The sequence below is a fragment of the Streptomyces sp. BI87 genome, from assembly GCF_025957665.1.
In the GTDB taxonomy this organism is placed as follows: domain Bacteria; phylum Actinomycetota; class Actinomycetes; order Streptomycetales; family Streptomycetaceae; genus Streptomyces; species Streptomyces albidoflavus.
The window spans coordinates 5,125,211-5,140,738 of sequence record NZ_CP110079.1 but is presented as its reverse complement, the minus strand read 5'-3'; the positions used below and the strand labels follow the sequence as shown (position 1 = coordinate 5,140,738).

The window sequence follows — 15,528 nt, the reverse complement described above, 5'->3', positions numbered from 1 at the left end:
GCGGGGTGGGGCGGTGGTCAGAGGGCGGCGGGTTCACGGGGAGCCGGTGTCTCCCCTCCCGGTTCGGCGGCGAACCCTGCGTAGACCTCGGGCCGGGTGCGGCGCAGGCGCGGCGCGAGGGCGACGCCGACGACGAAGACGGCCGGGACGAGGGAGACGAGGAGGATGGCGGTGCCGGTCCCGGCGCCGGAGAAGAGCTCGACATGGGCGGTGACCAGGGCGACGGCGGCGCCGAGCAGCACGGCGGCGACCGGCGCGACCACCGTCCGCCAGCCCCCTTCCCGGTGCCGGACGCGCCGGAAGTAGCAGAGGACGGCCGCGGCGGCGAGCAGCTGGAGCGCCATGAGCCCGATCATGCCGGGCGTGTTCACCCAGAGCAGCAGTTGCGTGTACGGGTCGGCGCCGGCCAGTGCGAACCCGGCGACCACGACGGCGCCCACGGCGGTCTGCGCGGCGCCCGCGAGGTACGGCGAGCGGTGGCGCGGGTGGATGCGCCCGAGCACCGGCGGCAGCAGCCCTTCCTCGGTGAGCGAGAGGGTGTAGCGGTTGATGGCGTTGTGGAAGGCGAGCAGCGAGGCGACGACGCTGCTGACGATGAGCACGTGCATCAGGTCGGCCGCCCAGGCGCCGACGTACGTCGTGATGGCGGCGAAGAAGAGCCCGCCCGCGTCGTCGGTGGCGGCCTGGACGACCTTGTCGGAGCCGTACGCCTGGATGACGGTCCAGACGATGAAGGCGTAGAAGAGGCCGAGGAAGGCGACGGCGATGAAGGTGGCGCGCGGGATGGTGCGGTGGGGGTCGCGGGCCTCGCGGCGGTAGATGGCGGTGGACTCGAAGCCGGTGAAGGCGGCGAAGGCACAGGCGATGACGGCGGCCATGCCGGGGACGGCGACGTTGGCCGGGGTGAGGGAGTCGAGGGTGAGGCCGCTCGCGCCGCCGTCGAGGAGGACGCCCCCGGTGAGCAGCAGCAGGATGCCGGTCTCGGCGACGAGGAGCACGCCGAGCACCTTGCCGCCGAAGTCGATGGAGCGGTAGCCGAGGTACCAGATGAGGACGAGCCCGGCGAGCGAGACGGGCAGCCAGGGGATCTCCGCGCCGAACAGGGCGAGCGCGGTGTCCTGGCTGGCGCTGCCGAGCAGCCCGTAGACGCCGGTCTCCATGCCGTTGTACCCGAGCATCGCGAGCAGGGCCGCGCCCATCCCGGCGGGGCGGCCGAGGCCGCGGGTGATGTACGCGGAGAAGCCGCCGCCGTGGCCGACGTGGCGGCTCATGGTGGTGAAGCCGACGGCGAAGACGGTGAGGGTGAGGCCGGCGAGGAGGTAGCCGGCGGGGGCGCCGATGCCGCCGAGCATGATGGCGATCGGGGCGACGCCGGCCATGACGGTGAGCGGGCGGCGGCCGAGACCACGAAGAAGGAGATGTCGGCGGTGGTGAGGGTGCCGGTGCGCCGTCCGGGGGCGGCGGGGTGCGGGGGCGGCGGGGGCTGCGGTGGTACGGACATGCGGAGGCAGAGCCCTCCTGACGGCATGACGGCAGGACGACAGGAGAGGAGGGGCCGGATCGCGAGCCGGGAAGCAGAATCTGAAGGCTTTCGGTTTTCGCCATGTAACCTCCGGTTCAGGCTCCGGGGAAGACCCTTTCTCCGCCGGGCCCGACCGACGCCGAGCAGCCGGAGAACCATGGGACGCCCACGCACACCGCTGATCGACCGCCCGCGCATCGCCACCGTCGCGCTCGAACTCGTGGACGCGAACGGCGAGTTCAGCGTCCCGGCGATCGCCAGGCGGCTCGGGGTGCAGACCGGTTCGCTCTACCACCACGTGGACGGCCGGGACGGCGTCATCGAGCTGATCCGCGAACGCGTCACCCAGGCCATCGATGTCTCCACCCTCTCCGCCCCCGCCTGGGACACCGCCCTCCAGGACTGGGCCCGCTCCTACCGCGCGGCCTTCGCCGCCCACCCCAAGGTCATCCCGCTGCTGACCACCCACCCGGTCCGCGCCCCCGGCATGCTCGACCAGTACGAACGGGTGGTCCGCGTCCTGACGGACGCCGGCTTCGCCACGGTCGACGTGATGCCCCTGATCACCGCCCTGGAGAACACCGTCCTCGGCTCCGCCCTCGACCTCGCCGCCCCCGAGACCATGTGGGAACCGGCCGACACCACCTCCACCCCCCGCCTCAGCCAGGCCCTCGCCGCCATCGGCGAGGGCCGCGCGGACGCGGCGTTCGAGATCGCGCTGGCGGGGTTCATGGGGTATGCGCGGGGGGTGCTGGAGGGGTACGAGGGGTGACGTCCCCCACCGAAGGCTGTGTGTGCCGCGTGTCCGGCGATCCTGCCCGCGCGGACCAGTCGTACGGCTGGCGGCCGCCCGCTGACCGCCGTGGAGGCTGACCGGGTCCGGAAGTCGGTCACCTGGCGTGAACGGGGCTGAGCGGCTCCGTCGGCAGCTCACTCCGTGATGACCGGCGCCAGCCCGATGAGGTCGCGGGCGCGGGCGATCTCGCCGCCCGCCGAATGCGCCAACTCCGCCTCGGTCACCGCCTTCTCGTGGTCCTCCGGCTCCTTGGCCGCGGCCGCCTCCCGCCAGTACGGGAGCTGCGCGGTCAGCGCGTCCGCCAGGTCCGCCCCGGCTTCGGGACCGAGGCGGCGCAGCTCCGGCTTGCCCCTCAGCAGCCAGGCGGCCTCCTCGATGCCCCGCCCAGGCCCGGGTGTACGGCACCAGTGCGCGCCGGAACGCCTCCTGGTCATCGGTCAGCTTCGTCTCGCAGACGAGGCAGTACTCGGGCAGCCCGCGCGCGGACACCCAGCAGGCGGCCGACGGCCGGGCCGCCCACTCCTCGGGAGACGCGGGATGGATGACCCGCACGATGAAGTCGTGACTGTAGGGGTCGGCCATCTCCTCGGCGAACTCCTCGGCGCAGGCGGCCCGGGCGGCGTCCTCCGCCTGGGCCTCGCCACGGAAGGTGCCGTCCTCGTTCTCGGCGGCGGTCTCCACGAGGCTCACCCGGCTGAGGACCTCCCCACCGTGCGGGCCCCCGCAGTCGGCGACGGTGACCGCCGCGACCGTCCTGGCGTTGCGCGGCTGAGGCCCCGCCTGCCCGGAAGCGACGGACGGCACCGTTCCCCTAACGGAACGATCACGCCCGCGTCCGGCATCGGCGCAGCTCAGCGGCGGCTCAGGGGGTGGTCTCGGAGGGCTCAGTGGGCGGCGGCCCCGTAGAACACCTCGTCCACCACGGCGCGGGCCCGTCGGGTCGTGCGGCGGTAGTCGTCCAGCATGTCGCCGACGTGGCCCGGTTCGTACCCCAGGTAGCGGGCGACGGCGGCCAGTTCGCGGCCGTCGGAGGGGAAGGTGTCGCCCGGGCGGCCCCGGACCAGCATGACGGCGTTGCGGACCCGGGTGGCGAGCACCCACGCCTCGTCGAGCATGGCGGCCTCCTCGGCGGGGAGCAGCCCGGCGGCGACGGCGGCGGCCAGCGCGGGGCGGGTGCTGGTGGTGCGCAGACCCGGTTCGGCCCAGCCGTGCCGCATCTGGAGGAGCTGGACGGTCCACTCGACGTCGGAGAGGCCGCCCCGGCCCAGCTTGGTGTGGAGGGTCGGGTCGGCGCCGCGCGGCAGCCGCTCGGACTCCATCCGGGCCTTCAGGCGGCGGATCTCGCGGGCTCCGTCCTCGCCGAGCCCTTCCGCCGGGTAGCGCAGCGGGTCGACCAGCTCGATGAAGCGCGCCCCGAGTTCGGCGTCGCCCGCGACGGGCTCGGCCCTCAGCAGCGCCTGCGCCTCCCACACCTGCGACCAGCGGCGGTAGTACGCGGCGTAGGAGGCGAGCGTGCGGACCAGCGGCCCGGTCTTGCCCTCGGGCCGCAGGTCCGGGTCGATGACCAGCGGCGGGTCGGCGCTGGGGATCTCCAGCAGGCGGCGCAGTTCGGCGACGACCCGGTTGGCCGCCTTGGCCGCCTCCTGCTCGTCGGCGCCTTCGCGCGGCTCGTGGACGAAGAGCACGTCGGCGTCGGAGCCGTACCCCTGCTCGTGCCCGCCGAAGCGGCCCATGCCGATGACGGTGAACCGGGTCGGCAGGGTGTCGCCCCAGCCGTCGCGGACCACGGCGCGCAGCGTCCCGGCGAGGGTGGCGGCGTTGAGGTCGGAGAGGGCGGAGCCGACCCGGTCGACCAGGGCGCCCGGGTCGGCCTCGGCGGGGCTCTCCTCGGTGCCGTACGAGCCGATGAGGTCCCCTGCGGCGGTGCGGAAGAGTTCGCGGCGGCGTACCCCGCGCGCGACGGCCACGGCGTGTTCGGCGTTGTCGGAGCGGCGGACGGCGGCCAGCACCTCCTGTTCCAGCTGCGCGCGGCCGCGCGGCTCCAGGCCGCGTACGTCGCCGAGGAGGGCGACCGCCTCGGGGGCGCGCATCAGCAGGTCGGGGGCGAGCCGGCCGGCCGACAGGACGCGGGCCAGGTTCTCGGCTGCGGCCCCCTCGTCGCGCAGCAGCCGCAGGTACCACGGGGTCTGGCCGAGGGCGTCGGAGACCTTGCGGAAGTTGAGCAGGCCCGCGTCCGGGTCGGCGGAGTCGGCGAACCACCCCAGTAGCACCGGCAGCAGGGTGCGCTGGATGGCGGCCTTGCGGCTGACGCCGGAGGCGAGGGCCTCCAGGTGGCGCAGGGCGTCGCTGGGGTCGTCGTAGCCGAGCGCGACGAGCCGTTCGCGGGCCGCCTCGGTGGACAACCGTGCCTCGCCCGGAGCGAGTTGGGCGACGGCGTCGAGCAGCGGCCGGTAGAAAAGCTTCTCGTGCAGGCGCCGGACGACCCCGGCGTGGCGGCGCCAGGCCCGGGTGAGCGCGACCACCGGTTCGGTCCGCAGCCCCAGCGACCGCCCCAGCCGCCGCAGGTCCGCCTCGCCCTCGGGGACGAGGTGGGTGCGGCGCAGCCGGTAGAGCTGGATGCGGTGCTCCATGGAGCGCAGGAAGCGGTACGCGTCGTCGAGCTGGGCGGCGTCGGTCCGCCCGACGTAGCCGCCGGCGGCCAGCGCGGCGAGCGCGTCGAGGGTGGTGCCGGAGCGCAGGGACGGGTCGCTGCGGCCGTGCACGAGCTGGAGGAGCTGCACGGCGAACTCCACGTCCCGCAACCCGCCCGGGCCGAGCTTCAGCTCCCGCTCGATCTCGTGCGCCGGGATGGTGTCGACCACCCGGCGGCGCATCTTCTGCACGTCCGGCACGAAGTTGTCCCGCTCCGCCGCCTGCCAGACCAGCGGCCCGATCGTCTCGATGTACGAGGCGCCCAGCTCGGCGTCGCCGGCGACCGGGCGGGCCTTCAGCAGCGCCTGGAACTCCCAGGTCTTGGCCCACCGCTGGTAGTAGGCGAGGTGGCTGGAGAGGGTGCGGACCAGCGGGCCGTTGCGGCCCTCGGGGCGGAGGTTGGCGTCGACCGGCCAGATGGTGCCCTCGACGGTGGTCTCGGAGCAGATCCGCATCAGGTGGGCGGCGAGCCGGTTGGCGGCCTGGAGGGCGGGCGCCTCGTCGGACTCGCCGGGGTCGGCCGGTTCGGCGACGAAGATGACGTCGACGTCCGAGACGTAGTTCAGCTCGTGGCCGCCGCACTTGCCCATGGCGATGACGGCGAGCCGGCAGCGGGCGGCGTCCTCGGGCGCGGCCGCCTCGGCGATGCCCAGGGCGGCGCGGAGGGTGGCGGTGGCGAGGTCGGCCAGCTCGGCGGCGGTCTCGGCGACGTCGATGGTGCCGCAGACGTCACGGGCGGCGATGGAGAGCAGGCAGCGGCGGTAGGCGACGCGCAGCGAGTCCGGATCGGTGGCATCCGCGAGCCCCCGGGTGAACTCCTCGACGCCCGGGTGGAGATCGGCCGACTCGTAGATGGCCAGCGCCCGCCAGTCCTGCGGATGGCGGGCGAGATGGTCGCCGAGCGCCTCGGAGGCGCCGAGCACGCCGAGCAGCCGGTCGCGCAGCGGCTTGGCGGTGACCACGGTGGAGAGCAGCCGCTGCCGTTCCTCCTCCGGTTCGGCCTCGGCAAGGCGGACCAGGCCCAGGAGGGCGAGGTCGGGGTCGGCGGTGGCGGCGAGCGCGTCGAGCAGGACGGTGTCCTCGGCGACCGGGGCGAGCACCTCGGAGCCGAGCAGCCGCTCGGCGGTGGAGGGGTCGGTGAAACCGTGCCGCAGCAGCCGGGTGAAGGTACTGCTCCGTCGTCCCTGCGGGATGGTCATGCGCCCGTCTCCCTGCCTGCCCGCGTGCCGGAAATGTGCTGGTCGGGACGGGTCCTCGGGGTCGGACACGCCCGGCAGCTCCCGAGCCTAGCGCCTCGCCCTCCCGCCCCCGGGGGCCGCCGGGCCAGGCGTCGCGCAAAGAAGGCCGACGGACACCGATGAGTTCCGCGCGCCCCCGCGGTCGTAAGGATGACGGTCCCCGCCCCGCCACCCGGTTCGCCCGGGCCGGGCGGCGGGCGGGGCCGTTCCTGACAGCGGGGGTTCAAGGAGAGTGGGACCGATGGGCACACACCCGGACACTGACGCGAACACGAACAGCACGGCGGCGGCTGCGCCCACCGGTCACGGCGGCCCGGCACAGGGCGGCCCGGTGTCGACGACACTCGACCCGCGCTACAGCACCCCCGACGCCGAAGCCGTCCCGTGGTCCGCCGCCGAGGACCTGCTGAACCGCTCGGAGGTCTTCTGGCTGACGACGGTACGCCCGGACGGCCGCCCGCACGTCACCCCGCTCCTGGCCGTCTGGCAGCACGGCGCCCTGCACTTCGCCACCGGCGCCGAGGAACGCAAGGCCCGCAACCTCGCCCAGAACCAGCAGGTCATCCTGACCACCGGCACCAACTCCCTCTCCACCGGCCTCGACCTGGTCCTGGAGGGCGAAGCCTCCCTGGTCAGCGACACCGACCGCCTGACCTCCCTGGCCACCGCCTGGTCCACCAAGTACGGCCCCGACTGGACCTTCCACGTGTCCGACGGCACCTTCCACCACCCCGACGGCGCCAGCGCCCTCGTCTTCGCCGTCCCCCCACACCGAGCCTTCGGCTTCACCAAGGGCACCCCGTTCAGCCAGACCCGCTGGGACTTCGGCTGAGCCGGCACCAGCCCCGCCGGGCCCGGCCCAGCCCAACCTGGCCGACGCTTGAGGCCGAACCTCAGCCCAAATTCAGCCCGGCACAACCCAGCCCGGCCGGCGCTTGAGGCCAAATTCAGCCCGGCCGGCAATTGAGGCCACCCCACCCCAGCCCCGCCCCGCCCCGGGGCAAACCCCACCGCCCCCAGCGGGCGAACCCAGCAGGGGCGGCAAGGCCCGACCTCAGCACCCCGAAGGGCTCACCCCGCAGCAGCGGGAACCCGCTCCTCGGCCTCCCCGGCGCCCCCGGCGAGGTCCACGCTGTCCCGCAGCCGAGTAGGAGTGAGGAAGAGCGTGGCCACAACCCCGACGAGCGCGATCCCCGCAGAGATCAGGAAGATGTGCCCGGTCGCCTCCCCGTAGGCCGCCCGCACGATCTCCTGGATCTGCGGCGGCATGGCAGCGATGTTGAGCGTCCCGCTCCCGGACCCCCCGGCCGCCGGATCAACCCCGATCCGGCTGAGCCCGTCGGCGATCTTCGCCGACACCTGGTTGGCGAGAACCGCCCCGAGCACGGAGACCCCGACGGTCCCCCCGAGCGACCGGAAGAAGGTGATCGACCCACTGGCCGCCCCCAGCTCGGAGAGCGGCACGGTGTTCTGGAGGACCAGCACCAGGTTCTGCATCGACATACCGACACCGGCGCCCACGGCGAGCATCCCGAGCGAGACCCCGACCAGCGAGGTCTTGTGGTCGATCAGCGAGAGCCCGAGGAAGCCCACGGTCAACAGCACCACACCGGCGATGATGTACGGCTTGACCTTGCCGGACTTGGAGACCAGCCGCCCGGCGACGGTGGAGGAGATGAGCACGCCCGCCATCATCGGGATGGTGAGCAGCCCCGCCTCGGTCGGCGAGTAGCCGCGCCCGATCTGGAAGTACTGCCCGAGGAAGACGGCCCCGCCGAACATCGCCATGCCCACCGCGAGGGAGGCGATGATGGCGAGCGCGGGGTCACGGCGCCGCACCACGTGCAGCGGCACGATCGGCTCGGCCACCTTGGCCTCGACCGTGACGGCGGCCCCCAGCAGCAGCACGCTGCCCGCGACCATGGCGAGGGTCTGCCAGGAGATCCAGTCGAAGTTGTTGCCGACGAAGGTGACCCAGAGCAGGAGCAGCGAGACACCGGCGGCGATCAGCGCGGCACCGAGGTAGTCGACCTTGGTGTCGGGGCGCTTGATCTCGTCCAGGTGCAGGGTGCGGGCCAGCATCACCAGGGCGATCAGGGTGAAGGGCACCGCGACGAAGAAGCACCAGCGCCAGCCGAGCCAGGAGGTGTCGGTGATGAACCCGCCGAGCAGCGGCCCGCCGACGGTGGCGACGGCCATGACGCCGCCGAGGTAACCGTTGTACCGGCCGCGCTCCTTGGGGCTGATCATCGCGGCGATGATCACCTGAACCAGCACCTGGAGGGCGCCCATACCGAGGCCCTGGATGACGCGGAAGCCGATGAGCTGGCCGGTGTTCTGGGCGAAGCCGCAGGCCAGCGAGGCGACGATGAACAGGCCGATGGCGATCTGGAGCAGCAACTTCTTGCTGAACAGGTCGGCGAGCTTGCCCCAGATGGGCGTCGAGGCCGTGGAGGCCAGCAGCGTCGCGGTGACGACCCAGGTGTATTGCGACTGGGTTCCGTCGAGCGAGCCGATGATCTGGGGCAGCGCGACGGAGACCACGGTGCCGCTGATCATCGCCACGAACAGGACGACCAGCAGACCGCTGAAGGCGCGCATGACGTGCCGGTGGTCCATCGGGGCGGCTGCCGTCGGCGCGGCGGCCGAGTGTGCGCTCACGCGCAACCTCCGGAGGTGATGAGCAGATGAGGTGACTGATTCACCATACATGCACACTGGGCAAGTTTGCTCACCCTGCAATAATGCCCACTGGGTAATGAGTGAGTAATATCTGTCCCATGGACAGCACCGAGGAGACCCCGGCGGCCACCCCCGACGCACCACTTGGCCTGCGCGAACGCAAGAAGGCCGCCACCCGTCAGGCCGTCCACGAGGCGGCGATGCGGCTCACCCGCGAGCACGGCCTGGACCACGTCACGGTGGAGGCCATCGCCGACGCCGCCGGCATCTCCCGGCGCACCTTCTCCAACTACTTCGCCGGCAAGGAGGACGCCGTCCTCTACGGCAAGGAGCAGTACATCCAGCGCCTCCTCGACGCGGTACGCGACCGCCCCGCCGAGGAGACCCACTGGCAGGCCCTGCGCGCCGCCACCCAGGTGCTCCGCGACCCCCGCCTCGACCCCCCGCGCCGCGAATGGGCCCAGCAGACCCGCCTCGCGATGAGCCACCCCTCCCTCCTCGGCCGCCAGCTCAGCACCCTCGCCACCCTCGAACGCGACCTGGCCGCCACCCTCACCGCCCGCAGCCCCACCGACCCGGTCCGCGCCCGCGTCATGGCCGCCGCCTTCCTCGTGGCCCTCCGCATCGCCATGCAACTCTGGATCGAGGAGAACGAACAGGCCGAGGACCCCACGGAACTGATGATGATCACCATGGACCAGATGGGCGCACGGTTCGTCTGACCGCACACGAAAGGGGTGTGGGGCACGCGATCACGCACCCCACACCCCTTCGGCCTTCCGCCGGAAGCCCCGCTCAACTCAGCGGGAATCGCCTCTCGATCGCCTCGAAAATGTCGGCGTCGGTCTCCCGCTGCCACTCCGGAAGCTCGGACCAGTCGGCCACATATCCGGGCTTCGGCTCCTCGAAATGCTTGTACATCTGAGCCGTCCAGCACGTGGCGACGAACCGCCCCTTCTGCTCCCGCGAAAGCCGCCCCGCCTTCCCCGCACTCACCTCCACGAACTGCCTCACCTGCGCACACACGGCCCCGGCAGCCTCCCGCTCCCACTCCGGAGTCCCCTCCCACGGCGTGACATAACCCGCCTTCGGCTCCCCAGGAAAATGCCGCCGCACGCCGGCGATCCAGCTCTCCCGGAACAACCGCGCCCCTTCAACCTCCGACATACCTGCCCCTTTCGTCACGACATCCCCAGCACGGCAATCTCCGCACCCAGTCCGGCCACCCGACGATCCTCCTCCAGGGAGCCCAACTCGCCACGCAGAGCCTGGAGTCTGCGAACCACGTAGCCCGAACCCGTAGCCCGAGCCAGCCCCACAGCCTCGCCCCCGTACGCCACCACCTGCTCCGCATCACCCCGCCGCACGCCGACGACCGCGAGATCGGTGAGGACCGCACCCCGCCTCCGGTACGAGTGCCCGGCCGCCAGATCCGTCTGCTTCAACGCGCCCGTCAGGGTCTCTTCCGCCAGGTCGAACCGCCCGAGCTGCACGTAGCGCGCTCCCCGCTCCTCCGAGAGCCGCGCCCCGTCGAACCGCAGCCACCCACCGTTGGCGCTGTCCCCGCCCAGCTCACGCACGGTCTCAGCCTCGTCCATCGCTCGTTCGCAGGCCGTCAGATCACCGAGTCCCGCGTACGCCTCCGCCTGCACGGACGCGACCCACTGCCGGGTCGACAGAGCACTGTCACCCTGGCGGGCCAGCCGCGCCGCCGCCCCGAGCAACTGCACCGCCTCACGGTGGCGCCCTTCCGACATCTCCACGTAGGCATGGCGTACCAGGGCGCAGGCCCACAAGTCATAAGCGTCGGCTTCTCTTCCGACCGAGGCCGCGAGGGCGTACGAGGAGGCTGCCTCGGAGTAGCGATTGCCGTCGAAGGCGACCTCCCCGGCCAGTTGAAAGAGGTCGGCAGCGGCGCTCAACAGGGGGCGGGTGGGTCCCCGCCCGCTCGCCAGGGCCTCGTTCAGCGTCGTCAGCTGATCACGAACGACAGAGTGTACGGCTCTCTTGGAACGGGCCAGTTGGTAGACCTGCCAGAGATGGCCGTTCATCCGGTCGAAGTCGGCCGGAGCACCCAGACCGGCCCCTTCCTCGAGGGCCTCGGCCTCGTCGACGGGCAGAACCGCCAACGCACCGCTGACGCTCAGCACGCGAAGAAAAGCGCGACGCATCATCTCGTCGGAGTCTCCCGGTGTCGGGGATTCCTCGGTCTGGCACCGAGCGGTCTCCTGGACCCTAACGGCAGGCATCGCCCAGAGGCAGTCCAACTCGTCCAGGCTGAGTCCGAGAGCGTTGGCGAGCCCTCTCCGCTGCGGTGGCTGAGGGGAGACCCTGCCGCTCTCCCAACGCCCCACGGTCGTGCGGTCCACACCGAGCAAGTGAGCCAGCGTCTCCTGGCTGTAGCCCACGGCCCTACGTCGCTCCGCCAGTCCCATGCGCCCATCCTTCCCCCGAATCCGGCGCTCTCGGGCGGCATGCACGGATCTGCGTCAAGAATGCCGCAGAAGTGCCGTGGCCGTCCGGCACACCGGGCTATTTCCTGATCACAGGCCAGGAAGGGCCCAGGAAACGAAAGGGAACCGCCTTGACCATGAGAAAGCGGACTGCCATGACACTGAAGGTCTCCCGGGACTCCGGCCGGACATGGGGGCCGGTGACGGTGGTGCAGGTCGAAGCAGATGATCCTGTCCCGGTTGTCACCGGCAAGTTCCCGCCCTGCACGTGCAGCCGGTGCACCGTGCATGCGGAACCGAAGGCCACCCCTGTCCGAGGCTCGGCGTCATGACGAGGTGTCCGCACTGGCGCCGCGTGCCGCCAGGCTCGGCCGACGAAGCCCGGACGAGGGCCGCGTCAGGGTGCGTCGATGTGGCCGTACAGTGCCAGCTCACCGCTTTACACGCGGGCAGCGAGCAATACGGCTTCCTGGACGACGGATCGCTGCACCGCCCTGGGGCTGCGCTGGACCGGAGCCGACCAGGTCGCCCTGGCCGCCCACACCGACCGCCCCGACACCGGTCCGCCTCCCCACGGAGACGCGTGCTACCTGTTCGCAGGACACCCCGGCCGCCACACCTGGCAGGACGATCCTCCGGCCGAGCCGCCCACACATCTCTGAGGCCCGTGCTCGGCAGGCACGGGCCTCGTCCAGGATCGGGGCTGACGCACCCCTACAGCACCGGCAGCAAATTCTTCAGCTCGAAAGCCGTCACCTCGGAGCGGTACTCCTCCCACTCCTGCTTCTTGTTGCGGAGGAAGAAGTCGTACACGTGCTCGCCCAGGGTTTCGGCGACGAGTTCGCTGCGTTCCATGAGGGAGATGGCTTCGCCGAGGTTCTGCGGGAGGGGTTCGATGCCCATGGCCCGGCGTTCGGCGTCGGAGAGGGCCCAGACGTCGTCGTCGGCGCCCGGGGGGAGTTCGTAGCCCTCCTCGATGCCCTTGAGGCCGGCGGCGAGGAGGACGGCGTAGGAGAGGTACGGGTTGGCGCCGGAGTCGAGGGAGCGGACCTCCACGCGGGCCGAGCCGGTCTTGCCGGGCTTGTACATGGGGACGCGGATCAGGGCCGAGCGGTTGTTGTGGCCCCAGCAGATGTACGAGGGGGCCTCGCCGCCGGCGCCGGCCGAGCGGGCGGAGCCGCCCCAGATGCGCTTGTAGCTGTTGACCCACTGGTTGGTGACGGCGGAGATCTCGGCGGCGTGGCGGAGCAGGCCGGCGATGAAGGAGCGGCCGACCTTGGAGAGCTGGTACTCGGCGCCGGACTCGTAGAAGGCGTTGCGGTCGCCCTCGAAGAGGGAGAGGTGGGTGTGCATGCCGGAACCCGGGTACTCCGAGAAGGGCTTGGGCATGAAGGACGCCTGCACGCCCTGTTCCAGCGCGACCTGCTTCATGACGAGGCGGAAGGTCATGATGTTGTCGGCGGTGGAGAGGGCGTCGGCGTAGCGGAGGTCGATCTCCTGCTGGCCGGGGGCGCCCTCGTGGTGGCTGAACTCGACGGAGATGCCCATCGATTCGAGCATGGTGATCGCCTGGCGGCGGAAGTCCATGCCGACGTTCTGCGGGGTGTGGTCGAAGTAGCCGGAGCTGTCGGCGGGGACCGGGCGGGAGCCGTCCACCGGCTTGTTCTTCAGCAGGAAGAACTCGATCTCCGGGTGGGTGTAGAAGGTGAAGCCCAGGTCGGAGGTCTTGGCCAGGGCGCGCTTGAGGACGTAGCGCGGGTCGGCGAAGGAGGGTGAGCCGTCGGGCATGAGGATGTCGCAGAACATGCGGGCGGTGCCGGGGGCCTCCGCGCGCCACGGCAGCACCTGGAAGGTGGCGGGGTCGGGCTTGGCGATCATGTCGGACTCGTAGACGCGGGCGAAGCCCTCGATGGCGGAGCCGTCGAAGCCGATGCCCTCGTCGAACGCCTGCTCCAGCTCGGCCGGGGCCACGGCAACCGACTTGAGGAAGCCGAGGACGTCGGTGAACCACAGGCGCACGAACCGGATGTCGCGCTCCTCCAGCGTACGAAGCACGAACTCCTGCTGCTTGTCCATAGCTACATCCTTGCAGTTCAGACGGTCTGTGCGCCACCGCCCAGCGTGTGGGTGCCCCACCAGTATCACGGCCAGGGGTTTCGGCCAGATTACGGGCAGCGGTATGGCCCTGGACACCCCGCTCCCCATTACGATCAGCGGGCCCGCCCGCCCCAAGACTGCGCAAAGGACACACCATGGGTTCGACCAGGAACACCCCCGGGTCCGCGGAGGACCGCCGTGCTCGTATCCAGCGCATGCGCGCGGGCGAGCAGGCGCGCGAGCGCCGCAACCGCCTGCTGTTCATAGGGGTCAGCACGCTCGTCGTGGTGGGGCTGATAGGCGGGGGCGGGTACCTCTACCTCCAGAAGGCCGACGAGAAGGAGCAGACCCAGGCGGCGGAGAAGGCGCAGGCCGAGAAGCCGGTCAAGGGCGAGAAGTCCTGGAAGGCCGAGGAGCTGGGCCGCGACCACGTCTCGACCCCGGTCTCCTACCCGATGACCCCGCCGGTGGGCGGTGACCACAACCAGGTCTGGATGAACTGCGACGGCGACGTCTACGAGAAGGCGATACCGGACGTCAACGCCGTCCACTCGCTGGAGCACGGCGCCGTCTGGGTGACCCACAACGGCGACGCCGACCCGGCCGACGTCGACAAGCTCACCGAGCGCGTCAGGTCCACCCCGTACTCGCTGATGAGCCCGGTGGAGAAGCAGGAGGGCGCGCTGATGCTGAGCGCCTGGGGCAAGCAGGTGACCGTGGACAGCGCGGACGACCCGCGCGTGGCGCAGTTCTTCACCAAGTACGTGCAGGGACCGCAGACGCCCGAGCCGGGTGCCGCCTGCACCGGGGGCCTCTCCTCGTGAGGACGCGTACGGCGCTCGCGGCGGGCGCGGCGGCGGTGCTGATCGCTCTCGGGTCGGTGGTCACCGTGGCCGCCGCCGGGGGCGAGGAGCCGCCGCCCGCGCCCGCCGTCCCGGCGTCGGACTCCGCCGACGCCGGGTTCGCGCGGGACATGGCCGTCCACCACCAGCAGGCGGTGGAGATGTCGTTCCTCGTCCGGGACAGCACGGACGGCGAGGAGATCCGCACCCTCGCCTACGACATCGCCAACACCCAGGCCAACCAGCGCGGCATGATGCTGGGCTGGCTCGACCTGTGGGGGCTGCCGAAGGTCACCGAGGAGCCGCCGATGGCCTGGATGGGGATGCGGCACGAGCCGGGCAAGGACGGCGCGCTGATGCCCGGGATGGCGACCAGGGCCGAGCTGGACCGCCTGCGGAAGACCAAGGGTGAGGCGGCCGAGATCCTCTACCTGCGGCTGATGACCGACCACCACAAGGGCGGCATCCACATGGCCGAGGGGTGCGTCAGCGCCTGCGCGGTGCCGGCCGAGAAGCGGCTGGCCCAGGGCATGGTGGACGCCCAGCAGTCGGAGATCGACCTGATGGCGGAGCTGCTGCGCAAGCGGGGCGTCCGCGACTAGGGCACCGGCCCGCCGCCCGGCCGTATACCCGGGAGGGGTAGGCTGCCGCCCATGAGGACGAGGACGGGCACGGTGGCCGGGCGGGCGGGCCGCCTGCTGCTGCTCGCCGCCCTGCTCCTCGGCGTCCTCACCATGCACACCCTGGGGCACCCGGCGGGGGACCACGGCAGCGCGCACGACGCCGTCCACGGGGCGGGAACGGTCGCGGCGGCCCCGGCGGCAGCAACCGGGACCGCCGCGGCGGAGCACCACTCCCCCGGCGCCGGCGCCACCGCCGGTACGCCCGATTCCTCCGACCCCCTGCCCGGCACCGACCCCCTGTCGGTCTGCCTGGCCGTCCTCGCGGCCCTCACCCTCGGCCTCCTGCTGCGCGCGGGCGGCCTGCTGTGGCGCGGCGCCGACCCGGGTTCCGCCGCGCGCGTGCTCCTCACCGGCCGCCGGGGCGCCCAGTGGCCGATAGCGCCGCCGACCCGTCTCGCCCTCGCCCGTCTGTCGGTCCTGCGGATCTAGGCCGCCGGAACCGCCGCCTCCGCGCCCCTCGCGCGGCAGGCGCGTCTCCGCATGCCTTGCCCCACCGCACCTCCACCGACGACAAAGGTGACTTC

At 72.0% G+C, this 15,528-nt stretch carries 12 protein-coding genes and 1 pseudogene; 6 read left to right on the top strand and 7 right to left on the bottom strand.

Annotated elements, in window-relative coordinates:
• Nucleotides 1-17: 17 nt before the first annotated feature.
• Nucleotides 18-1,501 (bottom strand): annotated as a pseudogene (locus tag OIM89_RS22945) (APC family permease).
• 178 nt (nt 1,502-1,679) lie between these two features.
• Here OIM89_RS22945 and OIM89_RS22940 point away from each other — a divergent pair.
• Nucleotides 1,680-2,294 (top strand): TetR/AcrR family transcriptional regulator, encoded by a 615-nt coding sequence (locus tag OIM89_RS22940; protein WP_030699078.1) that lies wholly within the window; start codon nt 1,680-1,682, stop codon nt 2,292-2,294.
• Nucleotides 2,295-2,452: 158 nt separating this feature from the next.
• Here the strand turns inward: OIM89_RS22940 and OIM89_RS22935 are convergent, their stop codons facing one another.
• Together OIM89_RS22935 and OIM89_RS22930 are read right to left on the bottom strand one after the other, a co-directional pair.
• Nucleotides 2,453-2,752, bottom strand: coding sequence for a hypothetical protein (locus OIM89_RS22935; RefSeq protein WP_226965143.1), 300 nt, complete (start codon nt 2,750-2,752; stop codon nt 2,453-2,455).
• Between the two features lie 450 nt (nt 2,753-3,202).
• A complete protein-coding gene (locus tag OIM89_RS22930; protein ID WP_030699079.1) occupies nt 3,203-6,208 on the bottom strand; it encodes a bifunctional [glutamine synthetase] adenylyltransferase/[glutamine synthetase]-adenylyl-L-tyrosine phosphorylase in 3,006 nt (1,001 codons plus the stop codon).
• 280 nt (nt 6,209-6,488) lie between these two features.
• Between OIM89_RS22930 and OIM89_RS22925 the strand changes: the two genes are divergently transcribed.
• The gene (locus OIM89_RS22925; protein WP_195731115.1) at nt 6,489-7,079 is read left to right on the top strand and encodes a pyridoxamine 5'-phosphate oxidase family protein; all 591 of its coding nucleotides are present in this window, start codon (nt 6,489-6,491) and stop codon (nt 7,077-7,079) included.
• 239 nt (nt 7,080-7,318) lie between these two features.
• On the opposite strand, the gene OIM89_RS22920 is transcribed toward OIM89_RS22925, so the two are convergent.
• Nucleotides 7,319-8,908, bottom strand: coding sequence for an MDR family MFS transporter (locus OIM89_RS22920; RefSeq protein WP_030699081.1), 1,590 nt, complete (start codon nt 8,906-8,908; stop codon nt 7,319-7,321).
• A gap of 119 nt (nt 8,909-9,027) precedes the next feature.
• Here OIM89_RS22920 and OIM89_RS22915 point away from each other — a divergent pair, with 119 nt between their 5' ends.
• Nucleotides 9,028-9,651, top strand: a complete 624-nt coding sequence (locus OIM89_RS22915) for a TetR/AcrR family transcriptional regulator (RefSeq protein ID WP_030699082.1) — start codon at nt 9,028-9,030, stop codon at nt 9,649-9,651.
• A 73-nt stretch (nt 9,652-9,724) separates the two neighbouring features.
• Here the strand turns inward: OIM89_RS22915 and OIM89_RS22910 are convergent, their stop codons facing one another.
• The 3 genes from OIM89_RS22910 to glnA form a co-directional block, all read right to left on the bottom strand.
• The gene (locus tag OIM89_RS22910; RefSeq protein WP_030699083.1) at nt 9,725-10,096 is read right to left on the bottom strand and encodes a hypothetical protein; all 372 of its coding nucleotides are present in this window, start codon (nt 10,094-10,096) and stop codon (nt 9,725-9,727) included.
• Between the two features lie 14 nt (nt 10,097-10,110).
• Nucleotides 10,111-11,364 carry a transcriptional regulator gene (locus OIM89_RS22905; RefSeq protein WP_078951743.1) on the bottom strand — a complete coding sequence of 418 codons (1,254 nt, stop codon included), beginning with the start codon at nt 11,362-11,364 and terminating at the stop codon, nt 10,111-10,113.
• Nucleotides 11,365-12,096: 732 nt separating this feature from the next.
• Entirely contained in the window at nt 12,097-13,458 is a 1,362-nt protein-coding gene (glnA, locus tag OIM89_RS22900) for a type I glutamate--ammonia ligase (protein ID WP_003947745.1), read from the bottom strand.
• Nucleotides 13,459-13,634: 176 nt separating this feature from the next.
• Here glnA and OIM89_RS22895 point away from each other — a divergent pair, with 176 nt between their 5' ends.
• Genes OIM89_RS22895 through OIM89_RS22885 form a run of 3 tightly spaced genes read left to right on the top strand, consistent with a single transcriptional unit; the run spans nt 13,635 to nt 15,433 of the window.
• The gene (locus tag OIM89_RS22895) at nt 13,635-14,303 is read left to right on the top strand and encodes a DUF3105 domain-containing protein (RefSeq protein WP_195731113.1); all 669 of its coding nucleotides are present in this window, start codon (nt 13,635-13,637) and stop codon (nt 14,301-14,303) included.
• Nucleotides 14,300-14,923: a DUF305 domain-containing protein gene (locus OIM89_RS22890; protein WP_030699086.1), complete on the top strand. Its 624-nt coding sequence runs from the start codon at nt 14,300-14,302 to the stop codon at nt 14,921-14,923. Before OIM89_RS22895 ends, OIM89_RS22890 begins: the two co-directional genes overlap by 4 nt.
• 51 nt (nt 14,924-14,974) lie before the next feature.
• Nucleotides 14,975-15,433, top strand: coding sequence for a DUF6153 family protein (locus OIM89_RS22885; RefSeq protein WP_030699087.1), 459 nt, complete (start codon nt 14,975-14,977; stop codon nt 15,431-15,433).
• Nucleotides 15,434-15,528: the final 95 nt, after the last annotated feature.